Origin of the sequence: Caloramator fervidus (genome assembly GCF_900108045.1) — a bacterium.
Classification (GTDB): domain Bacteria; phylum Bacillota; class Clostridia; order Clostridiales; family Caloramatoraceae; genus Caloramator; species Caloramator fervidus.
This window is the reverse complement of the sequence record NZ_FNUK01000002.1, coordinates 59,726-78,041: the sequence shown is the minus strand read 5'-3', so window position 1 is coordinate 78,041 and position 18,316 is coordinate 59,726. Positions and strand designations below refer to the sequence as shown.

Here is an 18,316-nt window from a genome sequence, read left to right as displayed (position 1 = left end):
GGTGAAAGGATGAAATGTTATAAACAATCTGATGAAAGAGAAGAAATGATTATAAAATATATTCCATATGTGAAATATATTGCCTCAAGATTTATAGCAGGGAAACCTCCTGGCGTCGAATTTGACGATCTTGTAAGTTATGGTATTATAGGGCTTATGGATGCAATAGATAAATTTGATCCATCTAAAGGATTGAAGTTTGAAACTTATGCAACATTACGAATTAGAGGAGCGATTATAGATGAACTTAGAAAAATTAGCTGGATTCCTAAAAGCGCCTTTTCAAAATTATCAGCTTTAAATCAAGCAAGAGAAGAATTAGAGTTAAAATTAAATAGAGAGCCTACAGATAAAGAATTAGCAGAGTATTTGAATATATCAGAAGATGAGGTAAAAAATATAGAATCTTATGTTAATTATATATCTGTAGTTTCTTTAGAAGATATATTTTTTAAAGAAGATGATGAACTTCAAGTGAAAAATGTTATTGAAGATGAAAACAGTCCACGACCGGAAGAAATAGTAGAAAATGAAGAAAAATTACAGATTTTAAAGCAAGCTATATCTATGCTTCCTGAAAAAGATAAAATAATATTAAATCTTTATTATTATGAGAAATTGACTTTAAAAGAAATTGGAAAAATTCTTAATATATCAGAATCAAGGGTTTCTCAACTTCACAGTAGAGCTATTATAAGGCTTAGGGAAAATCTAAGAAGATTAAAATATATTTAGTGGAGGCTTCTCTTATGAATTATGTTCTTATTGCAATAGGATTATTTTTGATATTTTTAAGTTATAGGAAAGGTAGTGTTTTAGTTGAAAGTCAAATGGAAAATCAAATTGATAAGAATAAAATGATATTTGAAAACAATTTGGTTTTACAAGAATACAGTAATAATTTAAAATATATAAATGAGGTATTACAGGAACTAAAGGTAAGAGTAGAAAACATTGAAATTTCTTTATTAGCATTAAATGAAGATATAAATGCTTTTAAGGAAGTATTAAGCAAGTTTGAAAATAATAAAGATAGTAAGAATGATTTATTAAATTTTGATAAAGATACAAAAACAGTTGATATAAACGAGCAAATTTATGAAATGACTTTACAAGGCCTTTCAATAGAAGAGATTAGCTCTAAATTAAATATAGGAAAGGGTGAGGTTTTATTAAGGCTTGGTTTAATAAAGGCGAAAAAATGAATAAAAGTTTTTTGTTAGGTTTAGGAGTGGGCTTAGTTTTAGCTGGAATTTTATATTCTTTTTATACGCCTGTAAATGTAAAAAATATTCCTAAAGAAAAGATAGAAGCTATGGCTAGGGAGCTTGGAATGATGTATCCTGATGAGATTAAGGCTTATTTTGAAAATGATAAAAAGTGAGGGGATAATATGTTAAGGGGGCTTTATACTGCAGCTTCAGGAATGATTTCAAGACAAATTCAAAGTGAAAATTTAAGCAATAATGTTTCTAATATAAATACTCCAGGATATAAAAAGCAAAAAGTGGTTTTAAAATCCTTTGAAGAGTTATTAATTCAAAACAAAGATAAATATATTGGAGAAAAGTGCTTTAAAAGGAATCTTGGAACTATGGAGTTAGGAGTTGGAATTGATGATACAGTAGTTGATTTTAGTCAAGGAGTTTTAGAAAAAACTGATAGAGATTTGGATTTTGCCATTGATGGAAAGGGTTTTTTTACTTTGGTTGATGATAATGGAAACATAAAGTATACACGCGATGGAAGATTTATTCTTGATAAAGAGGGATATTTAAAAAATATTTTTGGATATAAAGTACTAGGGAATGATGGAAGACCCATAAGAATAAATTCTAAAGAAATAAATGTTAATGATATTAACTTTTTAATAACTGATTTTGATGATAAATCGCAGCTTAAAAAAGATATGAATAATATGTTTTTAGCACAAAGTCAAGGAAGAGTTGTTAATTCTAATATAAAACAAGGATATTTAGAAAAATCAAATGTTGATACTATAGAAGTAATAACAGAAATGATAAGCATTATGAGAAGTTTTGAGTCTAATCAAAAAGTGATTCAAGTATTGGATGAAACTTTAGGAAAAACTGTTAATGATATAGGAAGTATAAAATAATTAGGGTGATTTATATGATTAGGACTTTAGCGAATGGAAAATCGGGGTTAATATCTAATCAAAATAGAATAGATGCTATTTCTAACAATATTGCTAATATTGATACTAGTGGTTATAAAAGAATAGACATAGCTTTTTCAGATATACTAAATGAAAGTGTAAATAGATTAGGGGTTCCTATTACTGCAAAAAGTAAAGAGAATCTTTCAATTGGTAGTGGGGTAAAAGGAGATGTTACAGTTAGAGATTTTTCTCAAGGAATTTTAAAGGAAACGGGGAAGGCAACTGATCTTGCAATAGAAGGATGTGGTTACTTTAGGTTAAAAGATGGTAATGGAAATTATTTTTATACAAGGGATGGAGCATTTAATATAGATTCTAATGGTAATTTTGTTCATTCTTCAGGTCTTTTATTAGATATAAATGGATATGTTGGGCTAAATAATAATGATAAATTTAGAATAACAACTAAAGGAGAAATATTAAAGTTTGTAGATGGAAAGGAAGAGTTTGTCGGACAAATTAAAGTGTATGATATAAAGGGAAAAGATTTTATGTTAACAAAAGGAGAAAATATTTTCTTAGCTAAAGATGTAGTTGAAATTGATGAAGCTAAAATTAAGCAGGGATATTTAGAGAAGTCAAATACTGATATAATTCAGGAAATGACTAATATGGTTGTAACACAAAGGGCCTTTGAATTGAATGCAAGGACTGTAAGACTATCAGATGAGATGTGGCAAATTTCAAATAACATAAGAGGCAAATAAAATAGTGAATAAAAACCTCCTTTTAGGTAAATAATTACAAAAAAACCTAGAAGGAGGTTTTTTTATGGAGGATAAAATAATAAATTTAATAAAAAGTAATAAGATTGTAGAAGCTAAAATTTATATTTTAAAAAAGTTTTTTACAAATAAGAAAAAATATTGTTATTATATGGGGTTATGTTATTGTGCAGAAAAGAAATTTAATGATGCCATAAAATATTTTGAAAAAGCTAAAAGATTTGGATTAGAACATTATTTGGTATATTATAATCTAGGAACAGCATATATTGAGATAAATGATTTTTATAAAGCGAAAATTAATCTATTGAAATCGATAGAACTGAATAAGGATTATTATAACAGTTATTTAAATTTAGCATACATTTATATAAAAGAAAATGATTTACAGTCTGCCTATAGAATTATAAAAAGTGTATCCTGTATGATTAATGAACCACAGCTTATAAAAATAGAAGAAAATATTTATAAAGAACTTATTAAGTAAAAAGGAGGAATATATGAAACCTACTGCTTTAAAAAAAGGTGATAAAATAGGAATAATAGCACCATCTAGTCCTGTATTGAATTTTGAAAAATTTAACAAAAGCGTTAAGCTTTTAGAAAGTTATGGGTATAAGGTAATTTTAGGCAAAAGTTGTTTTTTAAAACATGGTTTTTTAGCTGGTGAAGATGATGTAAGAGCAAAGGATTTAAATGATTTTTTTTCGATGAAGGATGTTAAGGCAATTTTTTGTTTAAGAGGAGGCTATGGATCTATTAGGATTTTAGATAAAATAGATTTTGATATAATAGATAAGAACCCTAAAATTTTTGTTGGATACAGTGATATTACTGCTTTATTAAATATTTTTTTTGACAAGTTAAAATTAGTTGTATTTCATGGACCTATGGTTGGAACAGGAGAAATACTAGATGAATTTAATTTTAATAGTTTACTTAATTGTTTAACTGGTAAACTTACTAATCTAAAGGTGAACTTAAGGCCAATAAATAGAGGAGATATAGAAGGAGTAATAGTAGGGGGAAATTTATCAGTTTTAAACTCCATTATAGGAACAAGATATAACATAGATTTAAAAGATAAAATACTGTTTATAGAAGAAATAAATGAAGAGCCATATAAAATAGATAGGATGTTATATACATTGAAATATATGGGAGTTTTTGATAGATTAAAAGGAGTAATATTAGGTCAATTTGTAGGATGTGATTCGAAGGATAAAGAATTTAATTTAGAGTATGTTTTAAATGAATTTTTTTCTTCAGTAAAAGTACCTGTTTATTATGGTTTACAAGTTGGACATGCAGAAAGAAAAATTACTATTCCAATAGGAATTAAGGTAAAGATTTTTAATGATCAATTAGTTTTTTTAGAGGAGGGAGTTATAAATGATTGACTTTTTCAAAGAATCAAAAGATATTTTTAGTGAGCTTGTTTATATAAGGAGAACTTTACATAAAAACCCTGAGGTTGATAGAAATTTAAATTTTACAGCAAGTTTTGTAGAAGACTATTTAAAGAAGAATTCTATTGAATATAAAAGATTTGATAATTGTGGAATTATTGCAGAAGTAGGAAAAGGAGAAAATATTGTGGCATTAAGGGCAGATATGGATGCTTTAGAAATTGAAGATCTTAAAGATGTAGAGTATAAATCTTTAAAAAAGGGATATATGCATGCTTGTGGACATGATGCGCATACAGCTATACAAGTTGGAGCCGCTATAATATTAAAAAAACATGAAAATAAGTTAAAGGGAAGGGTAAGATTTATATTTCAACCGGCTGAAGAGACAGATGGAGGAGCCAAGGATATGATAAATTATGGTGCATTAGAAGGGGTTAGAGCTATTTATGCGCTTCATGTTGATGAAAAATTGCATACAGGAACAATAGGAATTAAAAAGGGTATGGTAGCAGCAGCTTCTAATCCTTTTAAAATTATTGTAGAAGGAAAAGGAGCTCATGGAGCAAATCCACAAGATGGAATTGATAGTATTTATATTGCTGCAAAGATAATAGACAACCTGCAGGGAATTGTTTCAAGAGAAATTTCAGCTACTGATTCTGCGGTTATAACTATTGGTAAAATAAATGGAGGAACTGCTCCTAATGCTGTTGCAAGACAGGTTGAGATAGAAGGAATTGTAAGAACTATAGGAGAAGAATTAAGAATTTTTATTTTAGATAGGATTAAAGAAATTGTTAATGCAACGGCTAAAATGTATAGAGGTTATGCTTATATTGATATTGTAGAAAGTTATCCATCCTTTTCGAATGATAATGCTTTATATGAAAAGTTTATAAAAAATTTTAGCAATAGTGGTTATATTAACCTAATAGAGTTAGAAAAAGCTGAGATGGGTGTAGAGGATTTTTCATATTATACGAAAATAGTTCCGGGATTATATTATAGATTAGGTTGTAGAAATGAAGAAAAGGGGATTATAAATCCAGCTCATGGAAGTTATTTTGATATTGATGAAGAGTGTTTATGGATAGGAACGGCGGTTCAGTGTATAAATGCTTTTGATTTTTTAAATAATCATAATTAATATTATCATGATTGATAAATTCATAAAAACAAAACACAAAAATATAATTTTAAAAGAAAAATAATTTGAGGAGCAAAAATGAAAAACAAAAACAGAATAACAAAACTAAAAAAAATAAATAATGAAAAACTCAAAAAACTAACATCCATACTTAAATCAAAATACAACATAGAACCCAAAGACATTGAAAAAATCAGAAGCGTATATAAAATTTATACAAAAGATAAAATTTACTGTTTAAAAGAATTTAAACACAATAACAAAAAAGTTATTATAGGTTTCTATTTTACAAAGTATCTAAAAGATAATGGTTTCAATAATATAGCTGACTACTTTAAAACTATTGATGGAAGGGAAGTTGTTAAAACTGATAAAAAATATTACTACTTAACAAGCTGGATTAATGGAAAGGAGTGTGATTTTTCAGATATTTCAGTGCTAAGAAAAGCTGTGGAGTTACTTGCAAAGTTCCATCTAAAAGCCAAAGGATTTGAGGTAAAATCGATTAAATTAAAAGATAATTTTAATAATAACTGGGAAAAAAAGATATTAAAAATTTGTGATGATTTAAGAGAATTTAAGAGGCTGATAGAAAATAAAAAAATAAAAACACAATTCGATGAAAAGTACTTGGAGCTAATAGAAGACAATTTAAATCTTTGCTTAGAAATTCTTAACATTTTTAAAAAAGAAAAATATAAGAAACTTTGTGAAAGAGCAAAAAAAGAAAAATATGTTTGTCATGATAGTTTCTATTATCAAAATTTATTATTAGATGATAATAATGAATTATATCTCATCGATTTAGATAGTATTGTATATGATTTACCAGCATATGATCTTGCTAAATTCATAAGGAGAATTATGAATAAGAAAAGATACTCTTGGAATTATGAAATAGCTAAAGAAATGCTTAAAATATACGATGAAATTAGAAAAATAGAAGATGATGAGTATGAGATTATTTTAGGATACTTATTAATTCCTCATAGATTCTGGAAATTAGGTAAAAAAAGATATTTTAAGAATAAAGAATGGAGTGAAGAAAAATATTTAAGGAAATTAGAAAAAGAAATTAGATATAAAGAAAAAAAAGAGGAGTTTGCAAATAAGTTTATTAACGAATTTTTAGCAAAAGAAAAGAGCAGCTAAATGCTGCTCTTTTACATGGTGGCCAGAGCCGGAATCGAACCAGCGACACGGGGATTTTCAGTCCCCTGCTCTACCAACTGAGCTATCTGGCCATATTTAATTTGGTGGGCCTTCAGGGACTCGAACCCCGGACCGACCGGTTATGAGCCGGTTGCTCTAGCCAACTGAGCTAAAGGCCCTGATGGTGACCCCTAGGGGATTCGAACCCCTGTTACCACCGTGAAAGGGTGGTGTCTTAACCACTTGACCAAGGGGCCATCTTTGAGTTACAATCTCTTTAAGAACCACCTGACGTATATTAATATATCATGATAAATTTTATATGTCAATATATTTTTTAAAAATTTTTAGGGGGATATTTATGATAAAGGTGAAGTTTTGTGGGGCTGCAAAATCAGTAACAGGTTCGTGTTATTTAATAGAAACTAGTAAAAGAAAGTTTTTAGTTGATTGTGGTTTATTTCAAGGTAAGGATTCAAAAAAAAATCAAGATAGATTTCCCTTTGATCCTAAAGAAATAGATTTTGTTATTATAAGTCATGCCCACATTGATCATAGTGGCAGGTTACCTTTATTAATAAGAGAAGGTTTCAAAGGTTCAATTTATTGCACTATTGCAACAGCTGATCTTTTAAAGATTATGCTTATTGATAGCGCTCATATACAAGAAATGGATACTTTACATGAAAATAAAAAGCGTCAAAGAAAAGGACTTCCTCTTATTCAACCGTTATATACTGTTGAAGATGCTGAAAAGGTAAATGATTACTTGTTTACAATTCCATATAACTTTAAACAAAAAATTGATGACACGATTTATATTAACTTTAAGGATGCAGGTCATTTATTGGGATCTGCTATTGTAGAAATTTATATAGAAGATAATGGGAAAATCAATAAGTTGGTTTTTTCAGGAGATCTTGGTAATATTAATATACCAATAATAAGAGATTATGAATATGTAGATTATGCTGACTATTTAATTATTGAATCTACTTATGGTAATAGATTTCACTCAATTTCTAGTGAAACACAGGATTTATGTAGCATTATTTTAAATACAACAAATAAAGGTGGAAATGTAATAATTCCTTCTTTTGCTGTTGGAAGAACTCAAGAGATTTTGTATATGTTAAATAAATATATTGACATTGAAAAAAGAAGACAGCTATCAAATATTGAAATTTTCCTTGATAGTCCTTTAGCTGAAGAAGCTACAGAAGTTTTCAAAAAACACATAGAATGTTATGATGAAGAGGCATTAAGGATGCTAACTATGGATAAAGATATCCTTAATTTTAAAAATCTTAAATTTACTAAAACAAAAGAAGAATCTATGGAACTTAATAATAAAAATGGTGTCGTTATTATATCTTCAAGCGGCATGTGTGAAGCAGGTAGAATAAGGCATCATTTGAAATATAATCTTTGGAGAAAAGATTCAACTATAGTTTTTGTAGGATATCAAGCAGAAGGAACTTTAGGAAGAAGGATATTAGATGGTTCAAAAAAAGTAAAAATTTTTGGAGAAGAAATTGCAGTAAATGCTAAAATAGTTAATATGCCAGGTTTATCTGGTCATGCAGACTTACAAGGTCTTATAAACTGGTTTAAAAATATAAAAGGTGGTGTTAAAAAACAAATATTTATCACTCATGGTGAAATTGATGCAAGTTTAAATTTTAAAAATATAATAGAAAACTTTACATCGACAAAATGTATAATTCCAAATTATTTAGAAGAGTATATTTTGTAAATAGTTGATGAATTTTTTGTTTTAAAAAACCCCATTAAAATAGAGGATTATTAGTTGTTAGGAAGAAATATTTTAATGGGGTGATGTTGGAATGGAAAAGTACTATACTTTCAAAGAAGTATGCGAAAAAACAGGATATAGGTCGTCAGCAATTAGATATTATGAAAAAGAATTTGATTTAAAAATTGAAAGAGATGTAAATGGTAGAAGAATATTTAAAGAAAGTGATCTGAATAAATTATTAATGATAAAAAAATTACAAGATGAGGGTTACACTAATCAGCAAATAAAAAAGATATTGTCGGATGAAGAAATAAAAAATGAAGTTGCAGTTTCCATAGAAGCAGATTATAATAATTCTTCAAATATTAATCCTATACCTCTTCTTGAAGCTAAATTAAACGAAATAAATGAACTACTTGTTCAGCTTAATCAAAATGTTTTTTCTAAAGAAAGAGATATATTAATTTCAGAAAACATGAAACTAAAAATGGAATTAAAACAAAAATGTTATGAAATAATGGAATTAAAAGAAAAATTAAGATATGAACGTGAAAGTAAAAAGGGTTTTTTATCGAGAATTTTTAAGTTTAGAAAAAAGTTATGAAAGGAGTAAACATGTTAAAGGTTGAATTAGCTAAATTAAAAGATTATCGTACTATAAGAAATTTAATGACAAAGTCTAGAACTAAGGATTTTAGATTTTATAGTGATTATAATGGAAATATACTTTTAAACATATTAGCTTTAAATTGTTATAAGATATTTTATTTTGATAGTTTAATTGGGATTTTTTTAAAATTAGATTATAAAAAACAAGTATTGTATATTCCTTTTGACGATAAAAATGTTACCTTACAAGATATTGTATCTTTATTATATAATTATTTTGGATTAGGTTATAGTTTTGATTTTTTTTATAAAGGGATTTTAGATTTTAATATATCTTATGCAAAGATTAAAAGGAATTATAAAGTGATGTATTTAAACTTAAGTAACTATAAGCATACATCAGATTCCTTTAATGGTTTATACGTTCAAAAAATGCAAATAAACAAAGAAGAAAAAATTAGAGTTGAATTACAGAATAAAATATTTAGCAATAATCTTGATAGAAGAGAATTAACTTTAAAGGAAATATTACAAGAAGAAAAAAGAAAAGAATTTATTGAAGATCTATGTTATTTTTTAAAATATAATGATGAATATATAGGATATGGACAAATAATTAATAGTAGTGAAGGTTTTTATTTAATTAATTTTGGAATTATTCCTGAATTTAGGGGAAAAGGATATGCTAAATATTTTTTAAACCAATTGATATTAAAGGCCAAAGAATTTGGGGTAAAAGATTTGTATTTAAAAGTTGAAAATAACAATGAAAAAGCAATAAATTTATATAAAAAAATTGGTTTTATTGAAGTATTTAACGTAGCTAGTTTAGTTATATAAAAAGGGCTGCAATTTAACAGCCCTTTTGTTTTTTATACTCGATTAAACCTTTTTCAAATATATTCATTGCTTTTTTGAGAGCATCAATGTTTATACAATAAGAAATTCTTACTTCATCCTTACCTAAACCTTCTGTAGCATAAAAACCATCAGCAGGTGCTAACATTATTGTTTCATTATCTACTGAATAATCTGTAAGTAACCACTTTACAAAATCTTCTGCATCTTTAATTGGGAGCTTTGCAATTACATAAAAAGCACCTGTTGGTTTTTTACAAATAACACCTTCTATTTTACTTAAAGCCTCATACACAACATCTCTTCTTCTTTGATATTCTTCTTTAACTTTTTCAAGATATTCTTTTGGTGTTTCGATAAGCTTTGCTGCACCAATTTGTTCTATTGTTGGAGAACATAATCTTGATTGAGCTAATTTTAAAACATTTTTCATTAATTCTTTATTTTTACTTGCAATAAGACCTATCCTTGCACCACATGCACTATATCTTTTCGAAATACTATCTACTAATATAACTCTATCTAAAATATCTTTCATATGCATAAAGCTAGTATATTCAAGATTGTCATAGACAAATTCTCTGTAAACTTCATCTGCAATTATATATAAATCGTATTCCTTTGCTATATCAGCTATTAATCTTATTTCGTCTTTTGTATAAACTACACCAGTCGGATTACCAGGATTGGATATAAGTATAGCTTTTGTTTTGTCGTTTATAGCTTTAACGATTTCTTCTTTTTTTGGCAAGTGGAAACCATCTTCAGCTTTAGTTAAGAAAGGTGAAACATTAACTCCTGCTATTTGTGAAAAACCATTATAGTTTGTATAGAATGGTTCTGGAATAACTATATTATCACCATAGTCGCAAACAGCCATAAGAGCAAACAATATTGCTTCGCTTCCTCCATTTGTTACTATTATTTCATCTTCTTCAAAGTCAATATTCCATTCCTTATAATATCTAATGTAACTATTTATAAGTTCTGGGATACCTTGAGAACCTGTATATGCTAAAACAGGATTATTAAAGCTTTTAATTGTGTCATAAAAAATTTGCGGTGTTTCTATATCTGGTTGTCCAATGTTTAAATGATAAACTTTTTTTCCTTCTTTTTTAGCTTTTTCAGCAAGTGGAGCTAATTTTCTAATTGGAGATGCTTGCATATTTTTTATTCTTTCAGATAAGTTTGGCATAGTAACCCTCCTATGATTTTATTTTAATTTTTAAATATTTTCTTTTAAAATTTTGCCCAATCTTTTAATACCTTCAATTATCTTATTTTCAGTCATATTTGAAAAATTTAATCTAAAATGATTAGTATGTCCACCATTAGGGAAGAATGAATTTCCAGGCACAAAAGCCACTTTATTTTCAATGGCAATTTTTAAAAGTTCTGTGGCATCAACGTTTTCAGGAAGAGTAACCCAAATAAATAACCCCCCTTGAGGTAGAGTATATTTTACATTGTTTGGAAATTCTTGTTTTATCATTTCAATCATTAAATCTCTACGTCTTTTATATATAGCTCTAATCTTATCTATATGTTCGTTGAGATTGTAAGTTTGCATAAATGCTGCAGCTTCTCTTTGGGATATAGAACTTGTTTGTAAATCTGCGCTTTGTTTTACAATAATGTATTTACTTAAAATTTCAGGTTCAGCACAAATCCATCCTAATCTTAATCCAGGGCAAAAAGTTTTTGAAAAAGTTCCAAGATATATTACAAGGCCTTTCTTATCTAAGCTTTTTATGGAAGGAATAGTCTCTCCTTCAAACCTTAATTCGCTGTAAGGACTATCCTCAATAATAGGTATATTGTATTTTTCAGCGAGTTCTAACATTTTTATTCTTCTTTCATAACTTAAAGTTTTTCCTGTAGGATTTTGAAAATCTGGGATAGTATAAATAAATTTTGCATTAGGGAATTTTTTAAGGGCTTTTTCTAATTCATCTATTATCATGCCATTGTCATCCATTGGTATTTCAACGAATTTAGGCATGTATGCTTTAAAAGCATTTATTGCTCCAAGATAGCTTGGACTTTCACAGATTACAACATCATCTTTATTTAGAAAAATTTTCCCAGTGAAATCTAATCCCTGTTGCGACCCACTAGTAATTAAAATGTTTTCAAAGGTTGTATTTACTCCTACAGCTTTCATTCTTTGTTCTGCTATTAATTTTCGTAAAGGAGTATAACCTTCTGTTGGACCATATTGAAGAGCATTTGTTCCTTCATTTGACAAAACTTTTAATGATATAAGCTTTATTTCTTCAATAGGAAATAATTCTGGAGCAGGAAGACCACCAGCAAAAGAGATTAAGTCTGGTTGTTCAGTTAACTTTAATAACTCCCTAATTTCTGATGTTTTTAGGTGCTCCATTCTTTCGGCTAATTTAAATTTCACTTAAAGCACCTCCAGTAATACAATTAAGAAAAATTGAGAAAATAAAAATATATTAAAACATTCTGATATATTTAATTATAGCAAATTAATTTTAATATAACAATAAGAATATTCTGAAAGTTTTTGCAAAAAAGTGCGAAAGTTATATTTACATATAATATATTATGTAAACTAAAAAACTTGTTGCCTATAAGTTACTGTAATAGTATAATTACAATCGTAACTTAATATTTAAGGAGGAATCACTATGAGTTTAAATAAAGAAAGATACTATCACATTATTACAATGGGTTGTCAAATGAATGAAGAGGATTCTGAAAAATTAGCAGGCATGCTTGAAAATATGGGATATGTAAAAACTGCAGATAAGGAAAAAGCAGATGTTATAGTAATAAATACATGTGCAGTTAGAGAAAATCCAGAAACTAAAACATATGGGAATTTAGGTCAATTAAAAGCCCTAAAAAGTAAAAAGCCCAGCCTCATTATTGCAGTTGGCGGATGTATGATGCAGCAAAAAGGAGTAGCACAGCTTGTCAAAGAAAAATTCCCATATGTTGATATAGTATTCGGAACTTTTAATCTCCACAGATTTCCAGAACTTCTTAACAATGCATTGCAAAGCAATTCTACAATCTTAGAAGTTTGGGATAAAGAAGGAGAAATAGTTGAAGGGTTACCTATACGCCGTGAAAGTGATATTAAAGCTTTTGTTACTATCATGCATGGTTGTAATAATTTCTGTTCTTATTGTATAGTTCCATATACACGTGGAAGAGAAAGAAGTAGAAAGCCTGAAGCTATAATTGAAGAAATTAAGCAATTGGCAAGTCAAGGATATAAAGAAATAACTCTTTTAGGTCAAAATGTTAATTCATACGGAAAAGATTTAGAAAATATGAACTTTGCAAAACTATTACGTATGGTTAATGAAATCGAAGGAATTGAAAGAATACGTTTTACAACTTCACATCCTAAAGATTTAACCGATGATGTTATTGATGCCATTAAAGAGTGTGAAAAGGTATGCGAACATATTCACCTTCCTATCCAATCGGGCAGCACTAGAATATTACAAAAGATGAATAGAAAATACACAAAAGAACAGTATTTGCAACTTGTTGAGAAAATTAAGCACAAAATAGATGATGTATCTATAACAACAGACATTATAGTAGGTTTTCCAGGTGAAACAGAGGAAGATTTTCAAGAAACATTAGATGTTGTAAGAAAAGTTGAATATGATTCAGCATTTACTTTTATTTATTCTAAAAGGCCAGGAACTCCTGCTGCAGAAGATCCTGATCAGGTTCCTGAAGATGTTAAGCATGAGAGATTTAATAGATTGATTGAGGTAGTAAATCAAGTAGGTGAAAAAAGAAGCAAAAGATATCAAGATAAAATTGTGGAAGTTTTAGTTGAGGGTATTAGTAAAACGAATGAAAATAAATTAACTGGAAGAACAAGAACAGGTAAATTAGTTCATTTTACAGGAGGAGATTTGTCTTTAAAAGGAAAATTAGTAAATGTTAAGATTACTCAAGCTCAAATGTATATACTTTTAGGAGAATTGGTAGAAGTTATAAGATAGATTTTAAAACCGCTGTAAGTTAATTCTTCCAGCGGTCTTATTTTGATTTGAGGAGGAATTAGAATTGGCACTTACACCGATGATGCAACAGTATCTTGAAATAAAAGAAAAATATAAAGATTGTATATTGTTTTTTAGATTAGGAGATTTTTATGAAATGTTTTTTGAAGATGCTGAAATTGCATCAAAAGAATTAGAGATAGCTTTGACAGGTCGAGATTGTGGATTAAATAAACGAGCTCCTATGTGTGGTGTTCCTTATCACTCAGCGGAGTCGTATATTGCTAGACTTATAGAGAAAGGGTATAAAGTAGCAATATGTGAACAAGTTGAAGATCCTAGGCAGGCCAAAGGATTGGTAAAAAGAGAAATAACAAGAATAATAACTCCAGGAACAGTTATAGAAAGCAGCATGCTCAATGAGAAAGTTAATAATTATATAGTATGTGTTTTTAATAATCATGATACTATTTCAATATCTATCTGCGACGTGTCTACTGGTGACTTTTTTGTTACTTCTTTTAAAAATGAAAAAAATAAATTATTAGATGAATTATCAAAATATGTTCCTTCAGAATTGTTACTTATTAATTATCAAGTAACAAATGAATTACAGGAACAAATTGACGTTATAAAAAACAGGTTTAATTGTTTAATTAACTTAGTTGATTTTAGTACTGATTATGATATTTTGGAAAAATATAAATATGATTGTTTAACAGATAATGAAAAAATTTCGGCAGCAAGGCTTTTAGATTATTTAACAGAAACTCAAAAAAGTAGTTTAGGACATATAGCATTTATTAAAAGGTATAATGTTAGTGATTATATGATTTTGGATTCTTTTACTCGAAAGAACTTAGAGCTGACAGAAACTATAAGAACACGAAGTAAGAAGGGAACATTGATAGACGTTCTAGACAAAACTTTGACTGCTATGGGAGGACGTTTATTAAGAAAATGGGTTGAAGAACCTTTAATGAGTATTGAAGAAATTAACAAAAGATTAGATGTAGTTGAAGAATTTATAGATAATATATATGTTTCATCTGATCTTAGAGAATTTTTAAAAAATATATATGATATTGAAAGAATACTAGGAAAGATAAGCTGCGAAAATGCAAATGCAAGAGATTTGAATGCCTTAAAACAATCAATTGCAATGCTGCCAAGTATTAAAGTTGCTATTTCCAATTGTAAAAGTCAGTTACTTAAAGATATTTATAGTGACTTTGATACATTAGAAGATATATATAAACTTATTGATTCTGCAATAGATGAAAATCCTCCAACAACTTTAAAAGAAGGAGGAATAATTAAAAAAGGATATAATGCTGAAGTAGATAAATTGAGAGATGCTATGCTTAATGGGAAGAAATGGATTTTAGAATTAGAACAAAAAGAAAGAGAAATAACAGGTATTAAGTCATTAAAGATAGGTTATAATAAAGTTTTTGGATATTATATAGAAGTTACTAAAGCTAATCTTAATTTAGTTCCTAAAGATAGATATATAAGAAAACAAACTCTTGCCAATACTGAAAGGTTTATAACTCCTGAGCTTAAAGAAATAGAAGAAACTATTCTTGGAGCAGAAGCTAAAATAGTTGAAATTGAATATGATCTGTTTGTTGAAATAAGAAATAAAATTTATTCTCAAGTTTCGAGAATTAAAAAAGTAGCTCAATATCTTGCAATTATTGATGTATTGTTATCATTTGCCAAGGTATCTTTTGAAAATAATTATGTAAAGCCGCAGATAACTAATGATGGTGCTATAGAAATAAAGGATGGAAGGCATCCGGTTGTTGAAAAAATGATATCGGGAGTTTTTGTGCCTAATGATACACTTTTGGACTTAAAAGATAATATGATAATTATAATTACGGGCCCTAATATGGCTGGTAAATCTACTTATTTAAGACAAGTTGCTTTGATTACTTTATTAGCTCAAGTTGGTTGTTTTGTTCCTGCCAAAAGTGCAAGAATTTCTATAGTAGATAGGATTTTTACAAGAATAGGAGCTTCAGATGATTTATCTTTAGGTCAAAGTACCTTTATGGTTGAGATGACAGAGGTTTCAAATATATTAAAAAATGCTACTAAGAATAGTTTAATAATTCTTGATGAAGTAGGTAGAGGAACTAGCACATATGATGGTTTAAGTATTGCATGGTCAGTTATAGAGTATATCAACAATAGAATCGGTGCAAAAACTCTTTTTGCTACACACTATCATGAATTAACTGAACTTGAAGGAAAAATAAGAGGAGTTAAAAATTACTGCATTTCCGTAAAAGAGCATGGGGAAGATATTATTTTTTTAAGAAAGATAGTAAGAGGTGGAGCAGATCAAAGTTATGGTATTCAAGTAGCAAAACTTGCAGGACTTCCAGAAGAAGTTATTAAGAAGGCAAAAGAAATTTTAGCAAAACTTGAGGAAAATGATATAAATAAATCTAAAAATAATACCGTTGTAAAAGAGATAGCTTCTACGTCTGTAGAAATAAACTTGTTTAATTACAAAGAAAATGAAATAATAGAAGAGCTAAAAAATGTAGATGTTTTAAATATAACTCCGCTTGAAGCAATGAATATTTTATATAATTTAGTTAATAAGGCTAAAAAATTAGGGTGATTAGTATGTCAAAGATACGTATTTTAGATGATGATGTAATAAGTAAAATTGCAGCTGGTGAAGTTATTGAAAGACCTGCATCAGTTGTAAAGGAATTAGTTGAAAATTCTATTGATGCTAATTCTACTAATATTAACATTGAGATTGAAAATGGTGGAATAACTTATATAAAAGTTAGTGATGATGGTAGTGGAATCGAAAAGGATGATGTTGAAATTGCTTTTTTAAGGCATACTACTTCAAAAATACAAAATGAAAATGATTTATATAATATAAAAACATTAGGGTTTAGGGGGGAAGCTCTTGCAAGTATAGCTGCTGTTTCCAAAGTTGAAATGATAACAAAAACAAATAAGGACATCATTGGAACTAGAATTTTAGTAGAAGGTGGAGAAATAATTGAGAAAACAGAATGTGGATCGCCTAATGGTACTACTATTGTTGTAAGGGAACTTTTTTTTAATACTCCTGTTAGATTAAAATTTTTAAAAACTCCATCTAGGGAAGCTATGTATGTTACAGAGACGGTACAGAATTTAGCCTTATCCAATGAAAATATATCTTTTAAATATAAAAATAATGGAAAATTAGTTTTAGCAACAAAAGGCGATGGAATTCTTTTGAATGTTATCATTTCACTCTTTGGTAAGCAAGTAAAGGATAATTTATTAGAGGTTTTATATGAGGAGGATTGTATAAAAGTTAGAGGATACATTGGTAACAATGCATTAGGAAAAAGTAATAGAAATTTTGAATTTTTATTTGTAAATGGTAGGTATGTTAAAAATAAAATAATAAATTCTGCTATTGAAAATGTATATAAATCATATTCTACAGGAGATAAATTTCCTTTTTATGTAATAAAGTTAGAAATTGATCCTCAAATAATAGATGTAAATGTTCATCCTACAAAAGCGGAAGTAAAATTTCAAAATGAACAACAAGTTTATAAAATTGTATATAAAGCTATTCAAAATGCTTTTCAAACTATTAATACTATACCTCAAATAACTTTTACTCCTAATGTTTTTATAAATAAAGAAGATAATAAATATAACGACTGCATTCAAAAAAAGATTGAGTTTAATTATGAAACTTTGTGTGAAAATAATAATTACAATAAAGAACGATTTCAAATCAAGGAAGATACTCAAAATAGATATTTTGCTAATAATTTTTATGAGTACTTTGAAAATAAAGAAAAAAATATTAAAACTATGGAAATAATAGATAATAGTAATAATTTATTGTTGCCCAAATTAATTCCAGTAGCACAAATTCATTTAACTTATATAATTGCTGAGGGTGAAAAAGAATTATATATTATAGATCAGCATGCAGCTCATGAGAGAATATTATACGAGAAATATATGGATGAATATAATAATACATCTATTCAAAGTCAGGCTTTATTGAATCCTAAAATAATTGAGCTTAGCAATGTTGAAAAGCAATTGGTGCTTGAAAATATAAAAAATTTTGGTAAAATAGGTTATGTTATTGAAGATTTCGGGGGAAGTTCAATATCTATTAGATCTGTTCCAGTAATTTATGGTAATCCTAATTATATAGAGTTATTTTATGAGGTTTTAAATCAAGTAACTATGAATTCAAATAATTTTTATAATTCAATAGATAAAATAATATATACCATGGCGTGCAAAAGTGCGGTTAAATCTGGGGATAAGTTAACTTATTCTGAAATGAATAAGCTTATTGAGGATTTAAGAAAGTGTAAAAATCCTTTTTCTTGCCCTCATGGTAGGCCAACTATAATAAAAATGGCTTATGAGGAACTTGAGAAAAAATTTAGGAGAGTTTTATAGGGTG

17 protein-coding genes and 3 tRNA genes are annotated in these 18,316 nt (G+C 27.8%); 15 read left to right on the top strand and 5 right to left on the bottom strand.

The window, feature by feature from the left end; translation table 11 throughout:
- Positions 1 to 9 precede the first annotated feature (9 nt).
- From C4R78_RS01595 to C4R78_RS01555, 9 genes are all read left to right on the top strand, one after another.
- The gene (locus C4R78_RS01595; protein ID WP_103895342.1) at positions 10 to 735 is read left to right on the top strand and encodes a FliA/WhiG family RNA polymerase sigma factor; all 726 of its coding nucleotides are present in this window, start codon (positions 10 to 12) and stop codon (positions 733 to 735) included.
- 14 nt (positions 736 to 749) lie between these two features.
- Entirely contained in the window at positions 750 to 1,205 is a 456-nt protein-coding gene (locus tag C4R78_RS01590; protein ID WP_103895341.1) for a DUF6115 domain-containing protein, read from the top strand.
- Positions 1,202 to 1,384 (top strand): hypothetical protein, encoded by a 183-nt coding sequence (locus tag C4R78_RS01585; protein ID WP_103895340.1) that lies wholly within the window; start codon positions 1,202 to 1,204, stop codon positions 1,382 to 1,384. Before C4R78_RS01590 ends, C4R78_RS01585 begins: the two co-directional genes overlap by 4 nt.
- 9 nt (positions 1,385 to 1,393) lie before the next feature.
- Positions 1,394 to 2,119 (top strand): flagellar hook-basal body complex protein, encoded by a 726-nt coding sequence (locus C4R78_RS01580; RefSeq protein ID WP_103895339.1) that lies wholly within the window; start codon positions 1,394 to 1,396, stop codon positions 2,117 to 2,119.
- A gap of 14 nt (positions 2,120 to 2,133) precedes the next feature.
- On the top strand, positions 2,134 to 2,889 hold the full coding sequence (locus C4R78_RS01575) for a flagellar hook-basal body complex protein (protein ID WP_103895338.1): 756 nt from the start codon (positions 2,134 to 2,136) through the stop codon (positions 2,887 to 2,889).
- A 64-nt stretch (positions 2,890 to 2,953) separates the two neighbouring features.
- On the top strand, positions 2,954 to 3,394 hold the full coding sequence (locus tag C4R78_RS01570) for a tetratricopeptide repeat protein (protein WP_103895337.1): 441 nt from the start codon (positions 2,954 to 2,956) through the stop codon (positions 3,392 to 3,394).
- 13 nt (positions 3,395 to 3,407) lie between these two features.
- The gene (locus tag C4R78_RS01565; protein WP_103895336.1) at positions 3,408 to 4,307 is read left to right on the top strand and encodes a S66 peptidase family protein; all 900 of its coding nucleotides are present in this window, start codon (positions 3,408 to 3,410) and stop codon (positions 4,305 to 4,307) included.
- Positions 4,300 to 5,466, top strand: a complete 1,167-nt coding sequence (locus C4R78_RS01560) for a M20 metallopeptidase family protein (RefSeq protein ID WP_103895335.1) — start codon at positions 4,300 to 4,302, stop codon at positions 5,464 to 5,466. Before C4R78_RS01565 ends, C4R78_RS01560 begins: the two co-directional genes overlap by 8 nt.
- A gap of 78 nt (positions 5,467 to 5,544) precedes the next feature.
- Complete coding sequence (locus tag C4R78_RS01555; protein ID WP_103895334.1) at positions 5,545 to 6,618, top strand: CotS family spore coat protein; 1,074 nt, start codon at positions 5,545 to 5,547, stop codon at positions 6,616 to 6,618.
- Between the two features lie 16 nt (positions 6,619 to 6,634).
- Here the strand turns inward: C4R78_RS01555 and C4R78_RS01550 are convergent.
- The 3 genes from C4R78_RS01550 to C4R78_RS01540 form a co-directional block, all read right to left on the bottom strand.
- Positions 6,635 to 6,710: transfer RNA gene (locus C4R78_RS01550), tRNA-Phe, on the bottom strand.
- A gap of 10 nt (positions 6,711 to 6,720) precedes the next feature.
- Positions 6,721 to 6,797 (bottom strand) — tRNA-Ile (locus tag C4R78_RS01545).
- A 3-nt stretch (positions 6,798 to 6,800) separates the two neighbouring features.
- A tRNA-Glu gene (locus C4R78_RS01540) sits at positions 6,801 to 6,875 on the bottom strand.
- A gap of 104 nt (positions 6,876 to 6,979) precedes the next feature.
- Here C4R78_RS01540 and C4R78_RS01535 point away from each other — a divergent pair.
- From C4R78_RS01535 to C4R78_RS01525, 3 genes are all read left to right on the top strand, one after another.
- Complete coding sequence (locus C4R78_RS01535; RefSeq protein ID WP_103895333.1) at positions 6,980 to 8,374, top strand: MBL fold metallo-hydrolase; 1,395 nt, start codon at positions 6,980 to 6,982, stop codon at positions 8,372 to 8,374.
- Between the two features lie 91 nt (positions 8,375 to 8,465).
- Complete coding sequence (locus tag C4R78_RS01530) at positions 8,466 to 8,981, top strand: helix-turn-helix domain-containing protein (RefSeq protein ID WP_103895332.1); 516 nt, start codon at positions 8,466 to 8,468, stop codon at positions 8,979 to 8,981.
- Positions 8,978 to 9,826, top strand: coding sequence for a GNAT family N-acetyltransferase (locus C4R78_RS01525; protein WP_103895331.1), 849 nt, complete (start codon positions 8,978 to 8,980; stop codon positions 9,824 to 9,826). The genes C4R78_RS01530 and C4R78_RS01525 overlap by 4 nt, the downstream gene beginning before the upstream one ends.
- A gap of 13 nt (positions 9,827 to 9,839) precedes the next feature.
- Here the strand turns inward: C4R78_RS01525 and C4R78_RS01520 are convergent, their stop codons facing one another.
- Complete coding sequence (locus C4R78_RS01520) at positions 9,840 to 11,042, bottom strand: pyridoxal phosphate-dependent aminotransferase (protein WP_103895330.1); 1,203 nt, start codon at positions 11,040 to 11,042, stop codon at positions 9,840 to 9,842.
- A 30-nt stretch (positions 11,043 to 11,072) separates the two neighbouring features.
- A complete protein-coding gene (locus C4R78_RS01515) occupies positions 11,073 to 12,257 on the bottom strand; it encodes an aminotransferase-like domain-containing protein (RefSeq protein WP_103895329.1) in 1,185 nt (394 codons plus the stop codon).
- A 247-nt stretch (positions 12,258 to 12,504) separates the two neighbouring features.
- Here C4R78_RS01515 and miaB point away from each other — a divergent pair, with 247 nt between their 5' ends.
- From miaB to mutL, 3 genes are all read left to right on the top strand, one after another.
- The gene (gene miaB / locus C4R78_RS01510) at positions 12,505 to 13,848 is read left to right on the top strand and encodes a tRNA (N6-isopentenyl adenosine(37)-C2)-methylthiotransferase MiaB (protein WP_103895328.1); all 1,344 of its coding nucleotides are present in this window, start codon (positions 12,505 to 12,507) and stop codon (positions 13,846 to 13,848) included.
- Positions 13,849 to 13,927: 79 nt separating this feature from the next.
- Entirely contained in the window at positions 13,928 to 16,486 is a 2,559-nt protein-coding gene (gene mutS / locus C4R78_RS01505) for a DNA mismatch repair protein MutS (RefSeq protein WP_103895372.1), read from the top strand.
- 5 nt (positions 16,487 to 16,491) lie between these two features.
- Positions 16,492 to 18,312, top strand: a complete 1,821-nt coding sequence (gene mutL, locus C4R78_RS01500; RefSeq protein ID WP_103895327.1) for a DNA mismatch repair endonuclease MutL — start codon at positions 16,492 to 16,494, stop codon at positions 18,310 to 18,312.
- The last annotated feature ends 4 nt before the right edge of the window (positions 18,313 to 18,316 follow it).